At 52.0% G+C, this 23,164-nt stretch carries 22 protein-coding genes; 10 read left to right on the top strand and 12 right to left on the bottom strand.

Annotated features, from left to right (window positions below):
- Positions 1-24 precede the first annotated feature (24 nt).
- The 3 genes from HUO07_RS10910 to HUO07_RS10900 all read right to left on the bottom strand — a co-directional run bounded on the left by HUO07_RS10910 (position 25) and on the right by HUO07_RS10900 (position 1,618).
- Positions 25-453, bottom strand: coding sequence for an anti-virulence regulator CigR family protein (locus HUO07_RS10910; protein WP_176303589.1), 429 nt, complete (start codon positions 451-453; stop codon positions 25-27).
- A gap of 85 nt (positions 454-538) precedes the next feature.
- Entirely contained in the window at positions 539-1,036 is a 498-nt protein-coding gene (locus HUO07_RS10905) for a pilin (RefSeq protein WP_176303588.1), read from the bottom strand.
- Between the two features lie 84 nt (positions 1,037-1,120).
- A complete protein-coding gene (locus HUO07_RS10900; protein WP_176303587.1) occupies positions 1,121-1,618 on the bottom strand; it encodes a pilin in 498 nt (165 codons plus the stop codon).
- Positions 1,619-1,858: 240 nt separating this feature from the next.
- Between HUO07_RS10900 and pilB the strand changes: the two genes are divergently transcribed.
- The 6 genes from pilB to HUO07_RS10870 all read left to right on the top strand — a co-directional run bounded on the left by pilB (position 1,859) and on the right by HUO07_RS10870 (position 7,621).
- Positions 1,859-3,616 carry a type IV-A pilus assembly ATPase PilB gene (gene pilB / locus HUO07_RS10895; protein ID WP_176303586.1) on the top strand — a complete coding sequence of 586 codons (1,758 nt, stop codon included), beginning with the start codon at positions 1,859-1,861 and terminating at the stop codon, positions 3,614-3,616.
- 3 nt (positions 3,617-3,619) lie between these two features.
- Positions 3,620-4,852 (top strand): type II secretion system F family protein, encoded by a 1,233-nt coding sequence (locus HUO07_RS10890; RefSeq protein WP_217908864.1) that lies wholly within the window; start codon positions 3,620-3,622, stop codon positions 4,850-4,852.
- Positions 4,853-4,900: 48 nt separating this feature from the next.
- Entirely contained in the window at positions 4,901-5,746 is an 846-nt protein-coding gene (locus tag HUO07_RS10885) for a prepilin peptidase (protein ID WP_176303585.1), read from the top strand.
- Between the two features lie 79 nt (positions 5,747-5,825).
- A complete protein-coding gene (gene coaE, locus HUO07_RS10880) occupies positions 5,826-6,428 on the top strand; it encodes a dephospho-CoA kinase (protein ID WP_176303584.1) in 603 nt (200 codons plus the stop codon).
- Positions 6,429-6,461: 33 nt separating this feature from the next.
- A complete protein-coding gene (yacG, locus tag HUO07_RS10875) occupies positions 6,462-6,695 on the top strand; it encodes a DNA gyrase inhibitor YacG (protein ID WP_176303583.1) in 234 nt (77 codons plus the stop codon).
- Positions 6,696-6,745: 50 nt separating this feature from the next.
- Entirely contained in the window at positions 6,746-7,621 is an 876-nt protein-coding gene (locus HUO07_RS10870) for a DNA replication terminus site-binding protein (RefSeq protein ID WP_176303582.1), read from the top strand.
- Positions 7,622-7,667: 46 nt separating this feature from the next.
- Here the strand turns inward: HUO07_RS10870 and HUO07_RS10865 are convergent, their stop codons facing one another.
- A complete protein-coding gene (locus HUO07_RS10865; protein WP_176303581.1) occupies positions 7,668-8,012 on the bottom strand; it encodes a hypothetical protein in 345 nt (114 codons plus the stop codon).
- A 373-nt stretch (positions 8,013-8,385) separates the two neighbouring features.
- Between HUO07_RS10865 and HUO07_RS10860 the strand changes: the two genes are divergently transcribed.
- A complete protein-coding gene (locus HUO07_RS10860) occupies positions 8,386-9,219 on the top strand; it encodes a helix-turn-helix transcriptional regulator (protein WP_176303580.1) in 834 nt (277 codons plus the stop codon).
- A gap of 84 nt (positions 9,220-9,303) precedes the next feature.
- Here HUO07_RS10860 and HUO07_RS10855 read toward each other — a convergent pair whose 3' ends face one another.
- The 8 genes from HUO07_RS10855 to HUO07_RS10820 form a co-directional block, all read right to left on the bottom strand.
- The gene (locus HUO07_RS10855) at positions 9,304-9,678 is read right to left on the bottom strand and encodes a histone-like nucleoid-structuring protein, MvaT/MvaU family (protein WP_176303579.1); all 375 of its coding nucleotides are present in this window, start codon (positions 9,676-9,678) and stop codon (positions 9,304-9,306) included.
- A 333-nt stretch (positions 9,679-10,011) separates the two neighbouring features.
- Positions 10,012-11,691, bottom strand: a complete 1,680-nt coding sequence (gene rpsA, locus HUO07_RS10850) for a 30S ribosomal protein S1 (RefSeq protein WP_176303578.1) — start codon at positions 11,689-11,691, stop codon at positions 10,012-10,014.
- Positions 11,692-11,874: 183 nt separating this feature from the next.
- On the bottom strand, positions 11,875-12,573 hold the full coding sequence (cmk, locus tag HUO07_RS10845; protein ID WP_176303577.1) for a (d)CMP kinase: 699 nt from the start codon (positions 12,571-12,573) through the stop codon (positions 11,875-11,877).
- A complete protein-coding gene (locus HUO07_RS10840; RefSeq protein WP_176303576.1) occupies positions 12,566-14,845 on the bottom strand; it encodes a bifunctional prephenate dehydrogenase/3-phosphoshikimate 1-carboxyvinyltransferase in 2,280 nt (759 codons plus the stop codon). The genes cmk and HUO07_RS10840 overlap by 8 nt, the downstream gene beginning before the upstream one ends.
- A 5-nt stretch (positions 14,846-14,850) precedes the next feature.
- A complete protein-coding gene (pheA, locus tag HUO07_RS10835) occupies positions 14,851-15,942 on the bottom strand; it encodes a prephenate dehydratase (RefSeq protein ID WP_176303575.1) in 1,092 nt (363 codons plus the stop codon).
- A gap of 7 nt (positions 15,943-15,949) precedes the next feature.
- Positions 15,950-17,053 (bottom strand): 3-phosphoserine/phosphohydroxythreonine transaminase, encoded by a 1,104-nt coding sequence (serC, locus tag HUO07_RS10830; RefSeq protein WP_176303574.1) that lies wholly within the window; start codon positions 17,051-17,053, stop codon positions 15,950-15,952.
- Complete coding sequence (gene gyrA / locus HUO07_RS10825) at positions 17,037-19,781, bottom strand: DNA gyrase subunit A (protein WP_176303573.1); 2,745 nt, start codon at positions 19,779-19,781, stop codon at positions 17,037-17,039. Before gyrA ends, serC begins: the two co-directional genes overlap by 17 nt.
- A gap of 152 nt (positions 19,782-19,933) precedes the next feature.
- Entirely contained in the window at positions 19,934-20,368 is a 435-nt protein-coding gene (locus HUO07_RS10820; protein WP_176303572.1) for an acyl-CoA thioesterase, read from the bottom strand.
- 176 nt (positions 20,369-20,544) lie between these two features.
- Between HUO07_RS10820 and HUO07_RS10815 the strand changes: the two genes are divergently transcribed.
- The 3 genes from HUO07_RS10815 to HUO07_RS10805 all read left to right on the top strand — a co-directional run bounded on the left by HUO07_RS10815 (position 20,545) and on the right by HUO07_RS10805 (position 23,132).
- Positions 20,545-21,474: a recombination-associated protein RdgC gene (locus HUO07_RS10815; RefSeq protein WP_176303571.1), complete on the top strand. Its 930-nt coding sequence runs from the start codon at positions 20,545-20,547 to the stop codon at positions 21,472-21,474.
- A 67-nt stretch (positions 21,475-21,541) separates the two neighbouring features.
- Positions 21,542-22,723 (top strand): 1-acyl-sn-glycerol-3-phosphate acyltransferase, encoded by a 1,182-nt coding sequence (locus HUO07_RS10810; protein WP_176303570.1) that lies wholly within the window; start codon positions 21,542-21,544, stop codon positions 22,721-22,723.
- A 127-nt stretch (positions 22,724-22,850) separates the two neighbouring features.
- Positions 22,851-23,132: a hypothetical protein gene (locus HUO07_RS10805; RefSeq protein ID WP_176303569.1), complete on the top strand. Its 282-nt coding sequence runs from the start codon at positions 22,851-22,853 to the stop codon at positions 23,130-23,132.
- The last annotated feature ends 32 nt before the right edge of the window (positions 23,133-23,164 follow it).

Raw genomic sequence — 23,164 nt, 5'->3', positions numbered from 1 at the left:
CGCTATAGCCTTTCATAAAAAGGGTTAACGCAAAACATCGACCAGAACATCCACCACAATGCGTGTAGCAGCTTCAATCAAAACCACATCAGCACCTACACGCTCCCATTCATAGCCTGGGTATTGCGGTAACTGAGAGGCTAACTGACCATCAAAACGCTTGGCGATACCCAGTGGCAAAGGCTTACCGCGCTCTAAATTGCGCTGAATACCCGGCGGCAATGACTCGGCTCGTGGCGCATCGTACTGGCGCAATAGCTGGCGAAGCTCACGCTCGTTGATGCGTGGTAAATCAACCCGCTCATCTCGGGAGTTTTCAGGCCGATTGGATTCATGCTGTTGGCCCTTATCACGGGCACCGTGGGCCGGGGCATGGTCAGGTTGTGCAAAGGCAGCACTATTGAATAGTAGTGCGCCAAATGCACTCAAGATAATCAGTTTGAAGGGGTTCACTGTAAGCTCCTGGTTTAGTGACAGAGCTTACAGTGTAATGAACAAATGCGTAGGGATTGAGGAAGGAAAAAATAACGTTAGAAAATTACTTTTGATCGCGGCAAGAACCGGGAAGGTATTTTTCTTCGACGGCATTACCTGATCCCGTAGTGGAACGACAAGACCACATAATTGAACCAGCAGAAGGGTCTGCCTCCATCACTATCCAACGATCTTGTATGGCAGAATTCGCGTTTTCACTCATCTGCATTACTACCCTAGCTTCGTAGCTTCCCCCACCGGGCCAAATACCGATATACGAAACATAAGCATCACCATAGCCAGCACCTGGTGTGCCGCCACCTGTGGGTGTCACATCATTATCAAAACCAACTTCAGCATTACCATTTGGAAAACGCCCATTTACAGCATAAAACTCACTCATTGCGGTTTTGTACTCTGAAGCCAGTGAAAAGGCTTCAGCTACCTGAGAGCGCGCAGTGTAGTTTTGATACTGAGGTATCGCAATAGAGGCCAATACGCCAATAATCGCCACTACAATCATTAGCTCAATAAGCGTAAAACCACGTTGAATTCCTTTCATGTTCCCAGCCTCTTAATAATTTTATAAAAAAGGGGCCGATCTGGCCCCTCTGTTTGTTACTTTTTAATCTTTATCCCTTAAGTTTTAAGGATCGCTTACTTCGGGTGAGTCTGCACGGCAACCAGCTGGCAGGTGATTGGCCTCCATATCGCCTGATTTAGTACAACGCCAACCGCGACCCGGGTTTGGTTCTCCGTCACCGTCATTCTGAGCAGTTAGCTGCATTGCACCCTCTAAGGCGCTGTTAGCAGTGTCCCAGTTAATAGTAATGACACCGTTTGCGTAAGCAACCCCATTAGTATCTAAAATATAACGGCCATTAATTTCGGTAAGATCAACGCTAAGATTAGTTGCTGCTGCAGGCACTTCACCGTTTAGCGAAAAGTATTCCGCAACATCGGCACGCAGACCCGCTGTAACTGAAAGCCCCTCACTGGCCTGAGCTCGGGCGGTGTAGTTCTGATACTGCGGTACGGCGATAGACGCCAACACACCAATAATCGCCACCACGATCATCAATTCAATCAGCGTGAAACCACCCTGTTTCGTGCTGCGGGCGTTGAGTTGTGCAGATTTCTGCATGAATGCATCTCCTGAGGGGAAAGGGCAAGCCTTTATAAGGAACGAACTTCCTTAAAAAGAGTTAGAGATAATAAGCGTTACACTAGCTTACGTGATCCTTTTTTACAACAGCTTCTCTAAACGCTATCGGCTCAGCCTTCTACTACTTAAGCAGTTCTGAATGGCCAGTCATGTAGTGCCTGCAGCAGCTAGTTTATGGTACAAGTAGTCCGCCTACGCCGATGTAAAACAGGTTTTTTGATGAGCCAACCCCCTTTTGAGTCGACTCTAAGCCACGCCGCAGCTCGTGGTGGCCTACGCGGCATTGCTCAGCGCTTGGTGAAACACGGCTTGCTGACCGATGCCCAAGCCGCAACGGCAGAAACAACCGCGTCGGATTTGGAAATATCGCTACTTCAGCATGTTATTGAGAGCGGATTGGTAGATGCTGTCGAAGCCACCGTGGCGGCTGGCTGGGAGTATGGGCTTCCGGTCGTTGATTTAGAGGCGTTGCGCTTAAATACACTACCGCCTGCCGCTGACTACCCCATCAAGGTGCTGCAGAACCTTAACATTCTACCGTTAGCGCGCCATGGTCATCGCCTTACCGTTGCGGTGCCCTACCCCGCCACGTTAACGCAATTGGATGAATTACAATTTGCCACGGGCCTTAGCGTTGAAGGTATTCTTGCGCCTGTTGACCAAATTACAGTCGCGCTGAATAACTACCTTGCACAAAACGAACGCGGCATGTTCGATGAGCTTGATGATATTGACGATGCGGTAAGCTCGCTGAACGTAGTACAAAGTAACGATGGTAACGAAGTCCCGCTTGAAGAGTCCTCGCAAAATAACGAAGACGCCCCCATCGTTAAATTTGTTAACAAGATATTGTTAGATGCCATTCGCCGAGGTGCGTCTGATATCCACTTCGAGCCCTACGAAACACTCTATCGGGTACGCTTTCGTGTGGATGGCATGCTAATAGAAGTGGCACGCCCCCCCTTTGCCATGCGTAACCGCATTGCCGCCCGCCTGAAAATTATGGCTCGCCTTGATATTTCAGAGCGCCGTCTGCCACAAGATGGCGCGATCAAACTCAAGTTATCGCGCACCCGCTCGCTTGATTTTCGTGTTAACTCGTTGCCGACTGTTTATGGCGAAAAGCTGGTACTAAGGATTTTAGACCCTACCGCCGCTCAGTTAGGCATTGAGCAACTGGGCTTTACCGATGAGCAGCGTAGTCACTACGAGCAGGCATTGAAGCAGCCCCAAGGTATGATTCTGGTCACCGGCCCTACCGGTAGCGGTAAAACGGTTTCGTTATATACCGGCATCAATATTCTTAACAAAATTGAGCGCAATATTTGTACCGCTGAAGACCCGGTTGAAATCAAAGTAGCGGGTATCAACCAGGTGAACGTATTGCCTAAAATTGGCCTCGATTTTGCCAGTGCGTTAAGGGCGTTTCTACGCCAAGACCCTGACGTAGTAATGGTGGGCGAAATTCGTGACCTTGAAACGGCTGAAATTGCCGTTAAGGCCGCGCAAACGGGCCACTTAGTGCTTTCTACCGTGCACACCAACTCGGCTGCTGAAACACTCACACGCTTGGCTAATATGGGCGTCTCCTCGTTTAATATTGCTAGTGCTGTTAGTTTAATTATTGCCCAGCGTCTAGCCCGCAAACTTTGCAAGCATTGTAAGGAACCTATTGATATTCCTCACGAAGCACTACGTAAAGAAGGGTTTAATAATGATGAAATACAGCAAGCGAGTATCTATAAGCCGGTAGGTTGCAAACACTGCACTCAAGGCTATAAAGGCCGCATTGGCATTTATGAGGTGGTACCCATTACTGACGCGATGAACCAGTTAATTATGCGCGACGCTAATGCGTTAGATATTGATCATCAGGCACGTACAGAAGGTTACCCCAGCCTTCGCCGCAGTGGTTTGTTGAAAGTCATGCAGGGCATTACCAGCCTGGAAGAGGTTAACCGAGTGAGCAAGGAGTAAGGCATGGCTAAAACGGCACGTCGACGCCCAACGCCCGCCATCAAGCTATCGCGCTGGAAATGGGTAGGAAAAGGCCCACAAGATAGACCGCTAAGCGGCGAGATGATTGGCCGCAGCAAAGCTGAAGTAGCGGCTGAGCTTACCAAACAGAATATCGTTATCCGGCGCATTTCTAAAAAGGGCAACCTGGGCGGCAGTGGCCGTATTAACCCTAATGATGTGATGGTCTTTGCGCGCCAAATGGCCACCATGATTCGAGCGGGCATCCCCTTACTACAAGCGCTGCAAGTAGTGGCCGAGAGCCTAAAAAAACCCGCCATGGTCGCCCTTGTTCAGCATATGATGAGCGATGTGTCGTCGGGTTCTAGTTTCTCCGACGCTCTACGCCGCCATCCTAAACACTTTGACCGGCTGTTTGTTAATCTTGTTAATGCTGGTGAACAGTCAGGTGCGCTGGATCAGATGCTTGATCGTGTTGCGACTTATAAAGAGAAAGTAGAGTCGCTCAAAGCACGGGTAAAGAAAGCGCTTTGGTACCCTACTGCCGTTATGACCATTGGCATCGCAGTGACCATGCTCTTGTTAATCAAAGTGGTGCCTGAATTTGAAAGCATGTTTCAGAGCTTCGGCGCGGAGCTTCCCGCACTTACCCAGATGACCGTGAATTTGTCCGAGCTTGCCCAGCGCTATTGGCTTGTGGCGCTAGGTGCGGTGATTGGCGCGGTACTACTGCTCAAATTTAGCATTCAGCGTTCTGCTAAGGTCGCTTACCGCATGCACGCCTTACTGCTTCGTTTACCGATAATCGGCGATATTATGCATAAATCTGCTATTGCTCGCTTCTCGCGTACATTAGCCACCACCTTTGCCTCAGGCGTACCGCTAGTCGAGGGCCTAGATACTGCCGCCGGTGCCACGGGGAATAAAGTATACGAACGCGCAGTGATTCAAACGCGCCAAGACGTGGCGACCGGGCAGCAATTGCACTTCGCCATGCGGATGACTAACCGCTTCCCTCCCCTGGCGATTCAGATGGTTAGCATCGGCGAAGAGGCGGGCTCGCTCGATGCTATGTTGAACCGCGTCGCCGATTATTATGAAGAAGAAGTCGACAATAAAGTCGATGCACTCACTTCGCTAATGGAGCCCGTTATTATCGTGGTATTGGGTGTGTTGGTCGGCGGCGTTGTTGTCTCGATGTATCTACCTATCTTCGACTTAGGGTCTGCACTCTAAGCTTCAAACTTGCCAATAACGTTACATTAAAGAAACCTAAGGAGCTACATGCACCACCCTCCGCTTATCGTGTGGTTTATCGTTTTACTTTTAGGGCTCTGTTTAGGCAGTTTTCTTAATGTTGTTATCACGCGCCTACCGGTCATGTTGATGCGCCAATGGCGCCGTGAGGCGCGTGCAGCGCTTGAACTGGATGACGAACACTCACCACGCTTCAATTTGGCCACACCAGGCTCTCTGTGCCCCCGCTGCGAAACCCCGATCGCCTGGCACGACAACCTACCGCTGATTGGCTGGATTAAACGCCGCGGGCGGTGTGCAGAGTGTCAAACGAGCATCAGTCTCCAATATCCGCTGGTAGAAATGGCCGGTGGCCTACTGGCATTAGCGGTACTGGCACTCCATGGCCTCACTGCAGAGTCATTGTTTATTTACGGGGCCTGCTTGATGCTGTTAGCACTCGCCGTGATCGATTTTCGCACCCAGTTATTGCCGGATGTCATTACGCTCCCGCTGCTATGGGCAGGCTTACTTTTTCAGCTACTCTTTCAGCCGTTTATGCTCCCCGATGCCGTTATTGGCGTGATGGTGGGCTATCTTTCTCTATGGAGTTTTTATTGGCTGTTCAAACTCGTCACCGGTAAAGAGGGCATGGGCTTTGGCGACTTTAAGCTGCTGGCAGCATTGGGCGCCTGGCTAGGCTGGAACTTTTTACCGCTTATCTTGATACTTTCCGCAGGGCTTGGCGCGGTGGTTGGTTTGACTGCTCAGGCCTGCGCGCCTCGCTTACGTGGTAAACCGCTACCCTTTGGACCTTTTCTTGCCCTCGCTGGTTGGGTAGCGTTATTAGTTGGCGATGAGCTAATGGCGCTATATCTCAGTCTGCTTATTTAAAGTTTAACTATTATTTGGTTATTAAAAAACAGAGCTAGTGAAATTAGGCTAGTGAAAACTGAGCTATGCGAGGCAGCAGATGATTATCGGATTAACCGGAGGTATTGGGTCGGGCAAATCGACGGTTGCGCGCGCCTTTGAAACACTTGGTGCTGCCTCGGTCGATGCTGATGATGTCGCCAGAGAAATCGTTCTACCTGGTGAACCGGCACTATTAGCCATTAAAAATCGCTTCGGTGATCAGGTCATTCACCAGAATGGCACGCTTAATCGCGCGGCCCTTCGCGATATTATTTTTAAAGATCCAGAGCAGCGACAATGGCTAGAATCAGTCACACACCCCAAAATAAGAGAACGTCTATTGCAGCACTTAGCGCAGCTTAAAATGCAAGGTGCGCCTTATGTGCTACTGGTATCACCGCTGCTATTTGAGTCGGGCCAAAATACGCTAGTCAACCGAGCGGTCGTTGTCGATGTACCACAAGCGCTACAATTATCGAGAACCCAGCAACGTGATGGAGTGAGCGAAAGCCAAGTGCATGCTATTCTCGCCGCCCAGCTTTCCCGCGAACAACGACTAGCACAAGCAGATGACGTGATAGATAACAGCGGTGACCATGTCAGCATGATGGAGCAAGTGGTGCGGCTGGATCAACGCTACCGTCAGCTGCTTAACGACTGAGATATCGCCCCTGTTAACGCAATTGGAGTTTTTATGGTTAGCCCTGCAAACGATTCCCCGCTTGAAGTTAGTTGCCCTCAGTGCGCTAAGCGCGTGCCTTGGCTGCCTGAGAGCACCTACCGCCCTTTCTGTAGCAAACGCTGCCAACTGTTAGATTTAGGTGCCTGGGCCGATGAGTCGCACCGCATATCGGGCGAATCGGCGATGGATGAAGCTGATATAGAAACACTGTTGGCGCAAGCCGATAAGGATGCGCCGCTCTCATAACGCACCAAGCAACCGACGTTTTAAGTCCCGCAATCCACATGGCTACAACAATGCCTGATCAACCATCGCCCTCGGCCTATCATCTGCTGCTTCAGCTGGAGCAGCAGTTTGACACTTTAATTGACACGATTGAGACCGCTGTTGCGCTTTTTGAACAGCAGCAACCGGCATCGTGGGTCTTTCATCAAGCAACACCCTCTCGCCACTGGCTACGCGAAGCGCTTTTCGATATGTGGCATGAACAAGATCAGGATGGCCGCGAAACGAGAAATTACATTGCCATTGTGGCTGCTAATGATGAATTACTGACAGCGGTAGACGTCGTTAATCAAGCCAAAAAAAGTTTTGCTGAGCTGCTGCAACATATTAAACAGGCTTTTCCACAAACCTTGAGTGACGCCAAAAGCCGCCTGCCACAACGCCATCCCTACGTTGATGAAGCGTTACGGCGCAATGGGCTTGCCCGCCTGCACCTCAAGCAGAGTTGGCGTCAACTGCCCATCGCACAAGCGCCCGTGTCACGGGTTCGCTTTGCGTGGTATAGCAGTGGTCGCTCTATAAAGCGGCTGACCGTTCAAGAGGCTGAGCAAAAGCTTTTAAAGCTTGATACCGATGCACCGCATATCCGTATTCAACTACGCAAACTCGCAGGCATCCCAAGCAGCGAAGTGCTCGCTCAGGTGCAAACGCAGGCTCCCCTTATGCGGGCAAATCTATTTTTTACCGAGCCACTCGATGATGGGCATACAAGGCGAGCACTAAATGCGGCCATGCCTATCTTCGTGCCAGACAATAACCAGCGGCTGCCACACATAAACCTGCCCGCTTTACAGCCCCCCACCACTCGCACACGGGCACGACGGCGCGATGAAAAGCTTGAGCCAGATGTATTTCTGCCGAGTTTGCGCGTTTACCGTTACCGCTAGCACTACCACACGTAGGGTATGGTAGTGGTGCTAAACTACCTAGCACTTAATCCTTATCTGGCACTTGATCCTGCTGCCATAACCCATAGCCAAGTAGTGTTTCGACCAGCTCGGCCAGATCGCCATGGTCAATACCATACTCATTCAGCAGAGCTTCAAAGTGCTGTTTAAACACACGCTCCTGCTCTTCTTGTTGTTCCTGCTGCTTTGTTTCTACATCATCTTGCTCCAATGCCGCAAGCGACCTTACCGGCGGCCCCGTCGGTATATCAAAGTCGCTATCAGGATCGTCTAACTGACGTAACGCCTGCGCAAAGGCATCGTCTAATTCACGGAATTTACGCAGCTTTTCACGCTCATCTACCGGCTTTTGAACCTTTTGATATTTCATCGATGTTTCATTTACACCTTACTTGAAATGGTCGACATGGCTACAAACGTAGCATTTTTTTGCAAAAACTGTGCACAAACGCGTAAAGATAACGAGCAAACTTGCCTTTGCCGCCCTGTTACCAGCATAAAGGCAACATCATTAGGCACACGATGGTGACAAACACTTTATCAAATACGCCACAGTCAGCGGTAACTCAAAAATTGATGCTTAGCATCAACGTAGCCACAAGTAGCCTGAACAGAGATTCAACTCTCATCTAGACGCTGAACATTTGCTATTCAGCTAGGTTACCAAACACTAACGCACTGGGAGAGTGCACTACAGGCGAGATAAGCACGACCTGTACGATTCACGCATGAGAGGCCAGATAATGTTCAACGCGATGACACGAGCTGAGATCTGGCTGCAGGACACACTTGATAAGCCACTCGGTATTGAAGATCTTGCTAACCATATTGGTTATTCGTCTTCCCAAGTACGGCGCCAATTTCGCCAAAGCTTTCACATTTCGCCTAGCGCCTACCGCGAAAAAAGACGATTAGAAAGAGCGGCTGTATTGTTAGCCCTTACGCCTCTCAATATAGCGCAAATTGCGATACGTTGTGGGTATCATAATCACTCGTCCTTTTCACGCGCATTCCAGCGTCGCTATCAGCTTAGGCCACGTAATTTCCGGCAATCACTAAAAAGCACGCTGTCACGCTCAATGCCTAATCCAGGCTTCAAAACTGACATCCAAAAAGCTAGTGACCGCCAAATGATCCTAATGCGCCTCTATCAAGCTCCTGAGCATATTAAAGGGCTAGGGGATGCAAGCTATCACAACAAGCAGCTAGCCTGCTTACAGGCGCGATTACGCCTATCGACAACCACCATTTCACTGCCTGATATACTATCGGCCAAAGTGGGTGCGCTTAATAATGATTATTTTCATTCTTACCGCACAGACGTAGGCCTTTACCTTGAACCAGCAGATAACGCTCAAGACATTGCCTTACCGGTGCCTTATCGGCGGGTCGACATTCCAACCCACTATTATTCAAGTACGCGCTTTGGTGATTTAGCTGATCTTTATGATGCGTTGAAGCATACCATCGCGCACTTGCTTTACAGCCAGAATAGCTTCCACGTAAGCGGTTACCCGCCTCAGGTCTTATGGAAAGCACATTGTTTAGAGCTTCGGCTCCCGCTTATAAGTCAGTAGGAAAGATAACGTCTTTGAGGCACCGCTGAGCTGGGGTAATAAAAAACCGGCACTTCTGTAAAGAAATGCCGGTTATTAAATTTCTTAATCTTCCATGCGAACCAGCCAGGATTCGACGGCTTCATCGCCGTACTCATCCTTCCAGCTACGCAGACCTTTATGATTGCCACCACGCGTTTCGATGACTTCCCCGGTTTTAGGGTTTTTATAAATTTTAAGACGACGCTTACGGCGCGCATTGCCACTAGCCGTCGTTTTAACACCACGCTGATCAGAAGCGGGATCTAGTAAAGCAATGACGTCGCTAGGACGCTTGCCGAACTCAGTCATAAGCGCTTCAAGTTTGGCCTTGAACTCCAACTCGCTTTTAAGGCGCTGATCGCCTTCTAAGCGCTGTAGGTCTTCTTGAAGCTGCTTCAGCTGCTGTTCTTTTTGAATATATTCGTTAAGTAATGACATCGGGGTTCCTTTAGTATCGTATCCAACTGAACGGGGTCCAACTGAAAGGGGTTCAACTGGCTTAGGTGCTAACTTGACAACCTTGGCACCCACTAGTTCAGAATGCTGGGACATTATTGCTGTAAAAAGACTAACTGACAACAGTCTAGTTGATTTTTACTCAATTACTAATCGTTTTTTAAAAACACAACTGCTATTTAAAGTGTTTTATAACCCTAATAGCTCATCATTGCTTTGTGAATTTATGTGTCATCTATTAGAAGGCTCAACACTTACAAACAAAAGCGCCGCCCATAAGGGCGGCGCTTTTATCAACCAATAACTAATCGATAATTAGTCTTGGCCCATCTGCTGCTTGATCAGGTCGCCGATTGTAGTCGGGCCACCCGCAGTTTCCGGCTCTTGCTCACGCATCTTCTTCAGGTTCTGACGCGTATCATCCTGGTCTTTCGCTTTTACCGACAGGTTAATCTGACGGCTCTTGCGATCAACACTCACGATACGGGCTTCTACACTGTCGCCTTCATTCAGTACATTACGCGCGTCTTCTACGCGATCAGCACTAATTTCAGAAGCTTTCAGCACAGCAATAACGTCAGTCGCCAATTCAACTTGAGCTTCTTTAGCATCAACTTCAATGACACGACCCGTTACGATGCTGCCCTTATCATTGACTGACAAGTACTCAGCAACGGGGTCAGAATCCATCTGCTTGATGCCCAGCGAGATACGCTCACGCTCAGGATCAATAGACAGGATAACGGCTTCAGCTTCGTCGCCTTTCTTAAAGCTGCGTACGGCTTCTTCGCCAGTATCAGTCCAAGAAATATCAGACAGGTGAACCAGACCGTCGATACCGCCTTCCAGGCCGATAAAGATACCGAAGTCAGTGATCGACTTGATGGTACCTGAAACGCGATCGCCCTTGTTGTAGTCAGTGTTGAAGGTTTCCCACGGGTTAGCAGTACACTGCTTGATGCCCAGAGAAATACGACGACGCTCTTCGTCGATATCCAACACCATGACGTCAACATCATCGCCCACTTGAACGACTTTAGACGGATGGATGTTTTTGTTGGTCCAGTCCATTTCAGACACGTGAACCAAACCTTCAACACCCTCTTCCAGCTCAGCAAAGCAACCGTAGTCAGTCAGGTTAGTGACGACTGCGTGTACTTTCATGCCTTCTGGGTAACGCTCTTTAATGTTGACCCACGGATCTTCGCCCAACTGCTTCAGACCCAGTGAAACGCGGTTGCGCTCGCGGTCAAACTTCAGAACCTTGACGTTGATCTCGTCGCCAACGGCAACGATTTCGGACGGATGCTTAATACGCTTCCACGCCATGTCTGTGATGTGCAGCAAGCCGTCAACGCCACCCAGGTCTACGAAAGCGCCGTAGTCTGTCAGGTTCTTAACGATACCCTTGATCTGCTGGCCTTCTTGCAGAGTTGCCAGCAGCGCTTCGCGCTCGGCACTGTTCTCTGCTTCCAGAACCGCACGACGTGATACCACGACGTTGTTGCGCTTCGGATCAAGCTTGATGACTTTGAAGTCCAGCTCTTTATTTTCCAGGTGCGCAGTGTCGCGAACCGGACGAACGTCAACCAACGAGCCAGGCAAGAAGGCACGGATAGAGTCAACTTCAACTGTGAAGCCGCCTTTAACCTTACCGTTAATAACGCCCTTGATGATTTCGTCTTTCTCGAAGGCTGCTTCCAGAACCTTCCAAGCTTCTGCGCGCTTGGCTTTTTCACGGGACAGACGAGTTTCACCGAAGCCATCTTCAACGGCTTCAAGTGCAACGTGCACGTCGTCACCGATAGCGATGTTCAGGTTACCGTGTTCATCGCGGAATTGTGACGCCGGAATCTGACCTTCAGATTTTAGGCCAGCGTTGACAGTAACCCAGTCACCGTCAATGTCGACAACCTGAGCCGCGACAATAGCGCCTGGCTCCATGTTGATGTCGTTAAGAGACTGTTCAAACAGCTCAGCAAAGCTTTCGCTCATGGTGTTCCTACGTAATTACGTTGTTGAGGCATAAATGCCTTCTCCGCACCACCAGCAAGTGCGGGCCTAATGTCACTCAGCCTTTGGGGGTGTTAACGCTGGTTAGACCTGACCGGGCTCACCGATGTGAGTTTAGTGCCCTGCCACGTCGTGACACCTATCCAAAAGCGCCGCAAGGGAGAATCACACGCCGCTTACCAGCCCTTTTTGGGCGAGCAGTTCGGTCAGTCGTTCAACCACTTCCGGTATGCTCAGACGCGTGGTATCAAGCGTAATGGCATCATCTGCCGGCTTGAGAGGGGCCACGCTGCGTTGCGTGTCGCGTGCATCGCGTGCCTGAATCTCCTTTAAAAGACTCGAAAGACTAGCACTCACCCCGGCTTCCTGCAACTGCAGATAGCGTCGACGCGCACGTTCGTCCGCACTCGCCGTTAAAAAAATCTTCAGCGGCGCGTCTGGAAATACCACGGTACCCATATCACGACCGTCAGCTACCAACCCCGGCGCTTGGCAGAAATCGCGCTGGCGTTGCAGCAGCGCTTGGCGCACCGCAGGCAGTGCCGCCACCTGTGAAGCACGCTCACCGGCTTGCTCGGTACGAATCACCTGGCCAACATCTTCACCTTCTAGTAGCGTTCGTGGCTGACCATCTTCAACTGGAAAGGCGACATCCAATTGCTCCGCTAAGCGGGCAAGCCCCGCCTCATCGTCAACGGCTACGTTATGCTTAACCGCTGCTTGAGCCGTCAGCCGATACAGTGCGCCACTATCCAGCAAATGCCAGCCCAGGCGTTCTGCTACTAAACCACTAATGGTGCCTTTACCTGCCCCGCCTGGGCCATCAATGGTGAGCACTGGAACAGCTGAAGCGCGATCATTCATGCGCGCCCTCCACGTTAACGTCCATGCCAATACGCGTGGCTAATTCAACGAAATCAGGGAAAGAGGTCGCCACATTGGCGCAGTCTTCAATCTCAATTTCTGCACTCGCCCGTAGCGATGCAATCGCAAACGCCATGGCAATACGGTGATCACCTAGGCTATCGATACGCCCACCGCCATAACTGGCCACCTCGGCATTACCGTTGCCGGTAATATCGATACCGTCATCAAGTAGCGTGTGCTTAACACCCAAGATGGCCATGCCATCCGCCATTGCCTGGAGGCGATCAGACTCTTTAACACGCAGCTCTTCTGCGCCTCTTAGGCGGGTTACGCCGTTTGCGTTGGCGGCAGCAATAAAGAGGGCAGGAAATTCATCAATCGCTAACGGCACTTGATCAACGGGAATATCAATCCCTTTAAGTGGCGCATAGCGAACACGAATATCCGCCACCGGCTCACCCCCTACCTCACGCTCATTTTCAAGCGTTAAATCGGCCCCCATCAAATTCAGAATATTGATAACGCCGATCCGGGTGGGGTTAATACCTACATGTTCAAGGGTTATATCAGAACCCGGTGTGATAGCCGCTGCGACCAAGAAAAACGTTGCTGAAGAGATATCCGAAGGCACATCGATCGGCCCGGCCGTTAACTTACCGCCACCCTGCAGCCAGCAGGTATCACCTTCTCGATAAACCGCATAACCAAAACCATTGAGCATACGTTCGGTGTGGTCGCGTGTGGGCGCTGGTTCACGTACACGGGTTTCGCCTTCAGCGTAGAGCCCTGCCAACAGCAGGCAGGATTTCACCTGGGCACTGGCCATGGGCATATCGTAATCAATGCCTTTCAGAACAGCTCCACCGCGAATTTTTAGTGGCGGGCGACCACCTTCAGCGGTATCGATCGTTGCACCCATCAACCGCAGCGGGTCAGCCACGCGGCCCATAGGGCGCTTGGTCAGCGACTCATCGCCTGTTAACTCACTGTCAAAGGCCTGACCGGCGAGCAAACCTGAAAACAACCGCATAGCGGTGCCCGAGTTACCCACATAGAGCGGCCCAGAGGGGGCTTTTAAGCCATGCATGCCTACACCATGAATGGTGACTTTGCCCTGATGCGGCCCTTCAATCGCCACGCCCATTTCACGGAACGCCTGCAGGGTGGCGAGGCTATCCTCGCCTTCTAGAAAGCCTTTTACTTCGGTGACGCCTTCCGCCAGCGCGCCGAGCATAATAGAGCGATGAGACATCGACTTATCGCCTGGAACGCGCAAACGTCCCTGCGCCTGGCCGCCCGGCTGCACACGGTAGGTGACTTTACCTTGTGGTTGCATATGATATTCCGCCTGATAACTGGTTTTGTTCAATAAAGAGTCGAAATAGTGGCGGGCATGACTGGCCCGGTCAAAGGTGGCAATCAGCCCATCGCTGTCACCGGTCTCTACCGCTTGGCGAAGACGGGCAAGCCCTACCTCAAAATCATCCAGCGAGGCTAACACCGCCTGCTTATTGGCGATGAAAATATCCCGCCACATCACTGGGTCGCTACCCGCAATCCGGGTAAAGTCACGGAAGCCGCCTGCAGCGTAGCGAAAGATATCCAGCCGCTCATCTTGTCGGGCTAGCGTGTCTACCAGAGAAAAAGCCAGCAGATGGGGAAGATGGCTGGTGCGGGCCAGCACGTGGTCATGGCGCTCAACGTCCATTTCCAGCACCTCAGCGCCACAGGCCTGCCAAAGGTTACGCACGCGCTGCAGAGCGTTAGGCTCAACGTTCGGCTCAGGGGTAAGAATCACTTTATGATCGACATACAGGCGCGGATTTGCCGCCGCGACACCGCTTTTTTCTGAACCGGCAATCGGATGTCCCAGCACCATATTAGTGGGCACCTGGCCAAACACACGCTGGGCACAAGCCCGAATAGTGGCTTTGGTACTGCCCACGTCGGTGATAACCACATTGGCAGCAGCGGTAGGCAGCGCATCAGCCAGAGCGGCCATAACGCTTTCCATGGCGAGCACCGGCACCGCCAGCACCACCATGGTAGCGTCATTTACTTGCTCAGCGAGGTGGGTACCGCCTGAATCGATCAGCCCCATTTCAATACCGCGAGCAATCTCACCCTCATCAGGATCACAGGCGACTATGTGCCCCTGAAACCCTGACACGCGCAGTGCTGCCGCTAGTGAACCACCAATTAATCCCAAGCCAACAATCAGTAAGCGAGTCTCATGGCAGGTGGTTTTTCCTACGCTCTTTGCCCCCATCAACGTCACAGCACGCCCACGGGGTAGGAACCCAACACGCGCAAGTCCGCTGCCCGTAGCCTTACTTCTTCAAGCACCGCGGCGACCTGGGGCTCGTCACGATGGCCTTTAAAATCGATGAAAAATACGTAGTTCCACACCCCGGTACGTGAAGGACGTGTTTCAAGACGCGTTAGGTCGATCTGATGGCGATGAAACGGTTCTAATAAAGCATGAAGCGTCCCCGGCTGGTTGCGCATGGCGACCACAATTGAGGTTTTGTCCTCTCCTGCCATAGGCACGTCTTGATTACCAATAATCAAAAACCGCGTGGAGTTATCCGGGCTGTCTTCAATTTTTTCCGCGATATGCTCAAGACCATATAGCTTAGCCGCCATATCGCCCGCAATTGCCGCACTATGCCACTCAGTTTTCACCAACTTGGCGGCTTCAGCGTTAGAGGAAACCGGCACCCGCTCAGCATGGGGGTAATGTGCATCCAGCCATTTACGACACTGGGCAAACGACTGCGGGTGCGAATAGATACGCGAGACTTTATCGCGGCGTGTGTTTTCACTGACCAGTAAGTGGTGGTGGATACGCAGTACCACCTCGCCACAAATTTTAATCGAAGAGTCCATAAAGGTATCCAGGGTGTGATTCACCACCCCTTCTGTGGAGTTTTCCACCGGCACCACGCCGTAATGCACGGCACCCGCTTCTACTTCACGAAATACCTCGTCAATGGCCGCCATGGGTAGGCTTACGGCGCTTTCACCAAAATGCTTGAGGGCAGCCTGCTGAGTAAAGGTGCCTTCAGGACCTAAATAAGCAACCTTAACCGGCTGTTCTAATGCCAAACACGCCGACATAATTTCACGAAATAAGCGCGCCATCTCTTCTGAATCGAGCGGCCCCTTGTTCAACGCCATAATGCGGCGTAGCACCTGCGCCTCTCGCTCAGGGCGGTAGAACACTGCATCTTTATCTTCCGCCAGCTTCACATGCGCCACTTGCTGGGCGCAGCTAGCACGCTCGCTGATCAGATTCAGAATATCGCTATCGAGCTGATCGATACGCTGGCGCAGCTCATCCAGATTGATCGACGTGTCGGACATGGTGTTGTTAGCCTCTTGTTTGTTCAAAATCGGCCATGAACGCGATCAGCGCGTCTACCGCCGATTCAGGCACCGCGTTATATAGGCTGGCACGCATTCCGCCGACGCTGCGGTGACCCTTTAAATTAAGCAGCCCCGCCGCATCGGCTTGTTGTAAAAATGCTTTATCCAGCGCCGCATCGGCCAATACAAAAGGCACGTTCATCCGCGAACGATTGGCTTTAGCAATCGGGTTGCTATAAAAGTCGCTCGCATCGATCGCTGCATAAAGCTTATCGGCTTTGCGCTGATTAATGGCGTTCATCGCCGCCAATCCGCCGATATCGTCTTTCAGCCACTGGAATACCAGTCCGGCTAAATACCAAGCGTAAGTGGGCGGCGTATTGACCATCGAACCGGCGTCCGCCAGCATTTGATAATCAAACAGCGAAGGAATGTTGGCTTGGGCTTTGCCTAGCAAATCGTCACGAACGACGGCCAATGTTAAACCAGCGGGGCCAATATTCTTCTGCGCTCCAGCGTAGATCACGCCGAAATCGCTAACATCGATCGGTCCAGAAAGGATATTTGATGACATATCGCAGACCAACGGCACGCTAGCGCCATCGGCACGCTGAACATGGGGTGTATAGTCAAACTCCAAGCCGCCAATCGTTTCGTTCGACGTGTAGTGCAAATAGGCCGCGTCATCGCTAACGCTGATGTTATCCAGCGCGGGTACCGCCATGTGACCATTAGCTTCGCTGCTTGCAGCAACATGACAAGCGAAACCAAGGCGCTTTGCTTCGCTAAGCGCTTTTTTGCCCCAGATACCGGTCTGAATGAAGTTACCGCTACCGCCCTGTCCCAGCAGGTTCATCGGCAGCATTGCAAATTGCATACTGGCGCCGCCCTGCAAAAACAGCACTTTATAGTTATCTGGCACGCTTAGAAGCTCACGAAAATCAGCTTCTGCACGCTCAGCAATAGCAACAAACTCGTCGCTACGGTGGCTCATTTCCATTACGGAAAGGCCACGCCCATGGTAGTCCAGCAACTCTTCCCGAGCGCGTTCCAGTACGGCTACTGGCAGGGCCGCTGGCCCTGCGCAGAAATTATAATGACGTGTCATCAGTCCCCGGTTCCTGTGCGTCATCGGATGATTCACTCGCCTGAACGTCTTCAGGTCGCTCATCAAGGCTAGCCTCGGCACCCTCTTCGAGACCAGTTAGATCGACTTCGGCGGGCTCATCAACACGAACGGTTTTGACTAATTTTTCTTCTTTACCCAGACGAATCAACATCACGCCCTGGGTATTACGCGAGGTGGTTGAGACCTCTTCAACACGCGTACGCACCAGCGTGCCACGGTCAGTGATCAACATCATTTCATCGCTGTCATAAACCTGCATCGCCGCGACTAGCGAACCGTTACGCTCACTGGTTTGCATGGCGATAACACCCTGACCACCACGGCCGCGCAGCGGGAACTCTTCCAGACGCGTGCGCTTACCGTAACCGTTTTCACTGGCGGTCATAATGTATATCTGACCATCGGCGGTTTCGGCCACGACGCTCTCTTGCGCGCTATCCTGAGTTTCCTCTTCGGCATCCGCTTCGGCGTCGATTTGCTGGCTCTTGGGAATAATCAAACTGATGACTTCCGCATCGCCAGCCAGGCGCATACCACGTACGCCGCGAGCAGTACGTCCCATGGCGCGGGCTTTACCCTCTTCGAAGCGAATGGCCTTGCCGTTAGACGACAACAGCATGGCATGATCATTACCGGTGGTAATGGCAGCGCCTACTAAGCGATCACCCTCTTCAAGGTCAATGGCGATAAGACCTACGCTACGCGGGCGCGAGAACTGTTCAAGACTGGTGCGCTTGACGGTGCCTTTAGCCGTCGCGAAGAAGATATAGTGCTCAGGATCGTAGTCACGGACCGGCAGGATGGCGTTAACCGCTTCACCCTCTTCCAGCGGCAGCATATTGACCAGCGGCTTGCCACGTGAGCCGCGGCTGGCGTTGGGCATTTCGTACACTTTCAGCCAGTACACTTTGCCGCGATTGGAGAACAGCAGCACGGTGTCGTGTGTAGAGGCCACCAGCAGGTGCTCAATCACATCTTCATCTTTCATCGCGGTGGCAGACTTACCGCGACCGCCACGGCGCTGAGCCTGATAATCCGACAGCGGCTGCGTCTTGGCGTAACCAGAGCGCGACACGGTCACGACCATGTCTTCTTCAGCGATCAAATCTTCAATCGACAGATCCAGGTGGCTTGCCTGGATTTCAGTGCGACGATCATCGCCAAACTGATCACGCACGGCGTGCAGCTCTTCCCGGATCACTTCCATCAACCGATCAGGCGATGCCAGAATTTCAGTAAGCTCAGCAATTTTCTCAAGAATCGTCAGATATTCATCGAGCAGCTTCTCGGTTTCAAGGCCCGTTAAACGGTGCAGACGTAATTCAAGAATTGCTTGCGCCTGGGCAGGCGATAGTCGATACGACGTGGCCGCGGTGTTTAGACCAAAGCCCTCTTCCAGCTCTTCTGGCTTGCAAGAAGTAGCACCCGCCCGCTCCAACATGGCGGTCACTTGGCCGGGCTGCCAGGTCTTGGCGAGCAGCTTTTCACGCGCTTCTGCCGCATTGGGCGAGGCTTTAATCAGTTCAATCACTTCGTCGATATTCGAAATAGCGACGGCCAAACCTTCTAACAAATGCCCGCGTTCACGTGCTTTTTTCAGCTCATAAAGCGTACGCCGGGTCACCACTTCGCGACGATGGCGAATAAAGGCTTCCAGCATCTCTTTCAGATTTAGGGTACGGGGCTGGCCATTTTCCAGCGCCACCATGTTGATCCCGAACACGTTCTGCAGCTGTGTCTGAGCAAATAGGTTATTGACCACTACCTCGCCGGACTCGCCACGCTTAACTTCTATGACCACGCGCAGGCCATCTTTATCCGACTCATCGCGCAGCTCAGCGATGCCTTCGATCTTCTTCTCTTTCACCAGCTCGGCAATCTTCTCGATCAACCGCGCTTTGTTTACCTGATACGGCAGCTCACTAATAATGATGTGATCGCGACCGGTTTTGTCATGGTGCTCAATGGTGTGACAGGCGCGAACATAAATACGCCCACGGCCGGTACGATATGCCGATAAGATACCCGCGCGACCATTGATAATCGCCCCGGTGGGGAAATCAGGGCCGGGGATATACTCCATCAGGTCATCAACGGTCAGCGTGTAGTCGTCGATTAAGGCTAAGCAGCCATCAATCACTTCACGCATATTGTGCGGTGGAATATTGGTTGCCATACCTACCGCAATGCCCGAGGACCCGTTGATCAGCAAGTTGGGCGTTTTGGTAGGCAATACCGCGGGAATACGTTCGGTACCGTCGTAGTTATCGACCCAGTCGACGGTATCTTTTTCCAGGTCAGCGAGCAGTTCGTGGGCAAGGCGCGACATACGCACCTCGGTATAACGCATGGCAGCCGCGTTATCCCCATCAATCGAACCGAAGTTACCCTGGCCGTCGACCAGCACATGACGCATCGAAAAGTGCTGGGCCATACGTACGATGGTGTCGTAAACCGCGCTATCGCCGTGCGGATGGTATTTACCGATGACATCGCCGACGACACGCGCCGACTTCTTGTACGGTTTATTCCAGTCATTACCCAGTTCATGCATGGCAAACAGCACACGCCGGTGAACCGGTTTAAGGCCATCCCGCACATCTGGAAGCGCGCGGCCGATAATGACGCTCATCGCATAGTCGAGATACGACTGTTTAAGCTCGTCTTCAATATTGACGGGCAAGATTTCTCTGGCGATGTCACCCATGAAAGTCAGATCCTTTGCACTGCATTGGCACTGCGAGAGTTGAAAGCGCTGGTAAACACCGCCCTGAAATTACCATAGAGCGGCGCGCAAATACTCCGCCATCATACCACCGCAAAAGCAGCAAGGGCAGCCAGGGAGCTCAGCAAAGCCGTTTAAGCGCTAAATGCCTCTTTCCCCAAGGTTAACGCGGCTAACGCCTCACGCACCTCTCCCTCGATTGCAGCGGCCTTATTGGCGCGCATATCGAGCAGCACGAAGGTTAAATCGGCCCGGGCAATGACGGTGCCATCTTTACGTACAATACGGTGGTGGCAGAGCCCGCTGCGTTCACCAACGTCGATGATCCCGGTCATCACTTCCAAGTCATCCCCTTGGCGGGCAGCGGCCAGATAATCAATGTTCAAATTGACGACAACGAATGCCCGCCCGGCTTGATGGAGCTCTTTGATCATTTCTGGATGTTGATCAAAAAAATCCCAGCGCCCTTCTTCCATAAATTCCAGGTAGCGAGCGTTATTCACATGCCCATAGCCATCCAGATGGTAGCCACGAACACGCAATTGAACCCGCGACAGCGATGTACTCATAACCACTCCTACTGTTCAGTTAAATGATGCAATTAATTGGCGGAGAGTATTTAGTTGGCAAACCCTCAATCAAACACAAGTTTGAAACACTTGCAACAGAGACGATTGGTGGCAGCCGCTGGTAGGAATGCCCCTCTTTCGCCATAATGTGCCACCTTTTGAACAGGATTGGCCTCATGTGGTTTAAGCACTTGCATTTATACCGCCTGCACGACGCGCCCGAGTTATCCAGCGATGCGCTCGCTAGCGCTTTACAAGAGCATGCCGCCAAACCACTCGGCAACGCTGATGCACGCCGCCTGGGCTGGACAGCCCCGGCTGGACGTATGGGCAGCGGGCAGTTAGTGCACGAAATTCAATCGCACCGCCTGCTTTCCGCCCTTCGCCAAGAGCGGCTACTGCCTGCCTCGGTAGTCAAAGAAGAAGTCGACGAGCTCGTCGCTGACATCGAAGCCAGCGAAAGCCGTAAAGTTACTCGCAAAGAAAAAACCGCGTTTAAAGAGCAGGTCACTGAAGATTTACTGCCTCGCGCCTTTGTGCGTAGCCAGAAAATTGATCTTTGGTGGGACACCAAAGGCCAGATGATCGGCATAAATGCCAGTTCGCGCACCCGTGCCGAGGATATTCTGGACTTGCTGCGCGAGACGCTGGGCAGCTTGAAAGTCACCCCGCTGAGTTCGCAAACGCTGCCTATTCGAGCCATGACCACTTGGCTGGGCGATGTGGCTAGCCGCCCTGCCGATCTGCAGCTGGGTGATCAGGTCGAGCTCAAAGCGAAAGGCGATGACGGCGTGCTTCGCGCGCGCCAAGTCGATTTAGACAGTGATGAAATTCAGCAGTTACTCGAAAGCGGTCGCCAGGCCAGCAAACTCGCTGTGAGCTTAGAAGGCCGGTTAAGCTTCGTGCTGCACGATGATTTGGCGCTGAAATCGTTGCGCTTTGGCGATGCACTCATTGAAGAGGCCGACCATGCGGACGATGGTGACGATGCGCTCGCCCGCCTGGAAACAGACTTTATTTTAATGGCGCAGGCGCTATCTACCGATATTCCACGTTTAATTGAGTGGCTTGGGGGCGAAACGCAGCGGGAACCCGCGGCGCAGTAAGGACTCTATAGCCCTTCGACCTCGATGCTATTAATCGATACTTATTTTTTATTATCCAACGGTTCGCATGACTCATCACAATAACGCTACTAACGTCTCTACCGCGACAGACCCGTGGGCCGACATTCGGCCCTTTATGGATCATGAAGTAGCCGATGTTCTTGCCAGGCTCTCACGGGACAACGAATTGCTCGATGCCCTCACCCGCTTTCGGCTTCCACGCTTGGCGCGCTGGGCGCCATCGCTGGCGCGTGGCTTTGCCAGTCGCGCGGTCCGCCGTGAAGTGAAAGGTGTTACATCGATCTACGAATTTCAAATGCGCATTGCTCATTATATGGAGCGCATGATTCGTACCACCACCGATGAATTTGAAGTCACGGGGCTTGATAAGCTCGACCCCAAAGGCGCTTACCTATTCATAGGCAACCATCGCGATATTTCGCTTGACCCAGCGTTCGTCAACTATGCGCTCTATCAAGCGAACCGCGACACTGTGCGTATCGCTATCGGTGACAATCTGCTCAAAAAGCCCTACGTCACCGACCTAATGCGACTCAATAAAAGCTTTATTGTCCCACGGAGTGCACGAGGCAAGCGGGCAATGCTGGCAGCGTATCAACAGCTTTCAGCCTATATTCGCCATACGATTACAGAAGACCAGCACTCAATCTGGATGGCCCAGCGCGAAGGCCGGGCAAAGAATGGCATCGACCATACCGAGCCCGCTATTATCAAGATGTTAACCATGGCCAGGAAAGCGTCAGAGCGCGACATGGTGTTTGGTGATGCGATTGCCGAATTGAAGCTCGTGCCGGTATCGATTAGCTATGAACATGACCCCTGCGACGTGCAAAAGGCCCAGGAACTACACGATATTGATACGCAGGGCAGCTATGCCAAAGGTGAGTTTGAGGATATCCGTTCCATTGTGGCAGGCATTACCGGCTCTAAGGGCCGTGTGCGGCTGCACTTTGGCACGCCGGTCGGCGCTGATATGGCGACGCCAGACGAAGTGGCCGCGGAGATTGATCGTCAGGTGATTGGCGGGTACCGCCTCTTCCCCAGCCACTATTTAGCGCTTGAAGCATTGGGCGAAGCGCCGGAACTAGTAGCGCGTAAGGCGATTACTAAACAAGACAGGGAGCGCTTCAATGCACGTCTTGCCGATGTACCTGAGGCGTTAAGGCCATATTGGCTTGCCCAATACGCGAACCCCGTCAAGCACAAGGCCGGTCGATTGACGCTTTAAACCAGCGTTTTAAGCTGCAGGTTTAATGCCGTGCAACTCATGCCCGTTGGCAGAAAAAATGCTATGGTCAACGCATTGATTGGCTTCGCTTGGCCCTGTTGTCGTTCGCGATCCTAAGGAGACTTCCATGTCCGGTTCAGAAATCCAGAAAACACGTGTCATCAATGAGCTGCGAGGCTTTATTCGCAAATTGCTACAAGACCCCAAAATTCTTGAGCAATCACTTGTGATCGCTAGGCAGCAGTTGACCGAGGGCAATAGCTCAGCGGCCATGGCACGGATTGCTAACGAAATTTCAGACACCACTAGTGTGCATATACCCGAAGACCCTGCTGAGCACTCTGAGGCTGATAAGCTTTTTTTAGAACTGCTGCGCGAAGTGGTTCAAGAAGAGCAAGCGCTTTATTAACCGTTATTAGAAAGTAACGCTATCGGCGAAGC

The sequence above is a fragment of the Vreelandella maris genome (assembly GCF_013371085.1).
GTDB classification, from domain to species: Bacteria; Pseudomonadota; Gammaproteobacteria; order Pseudomonadales; family Halomonadaceae; genus Vreelandella; species Vreelandella maris.
This window is presented reverse-complemented; position numbering and strand designations above follow the sequence as displayed.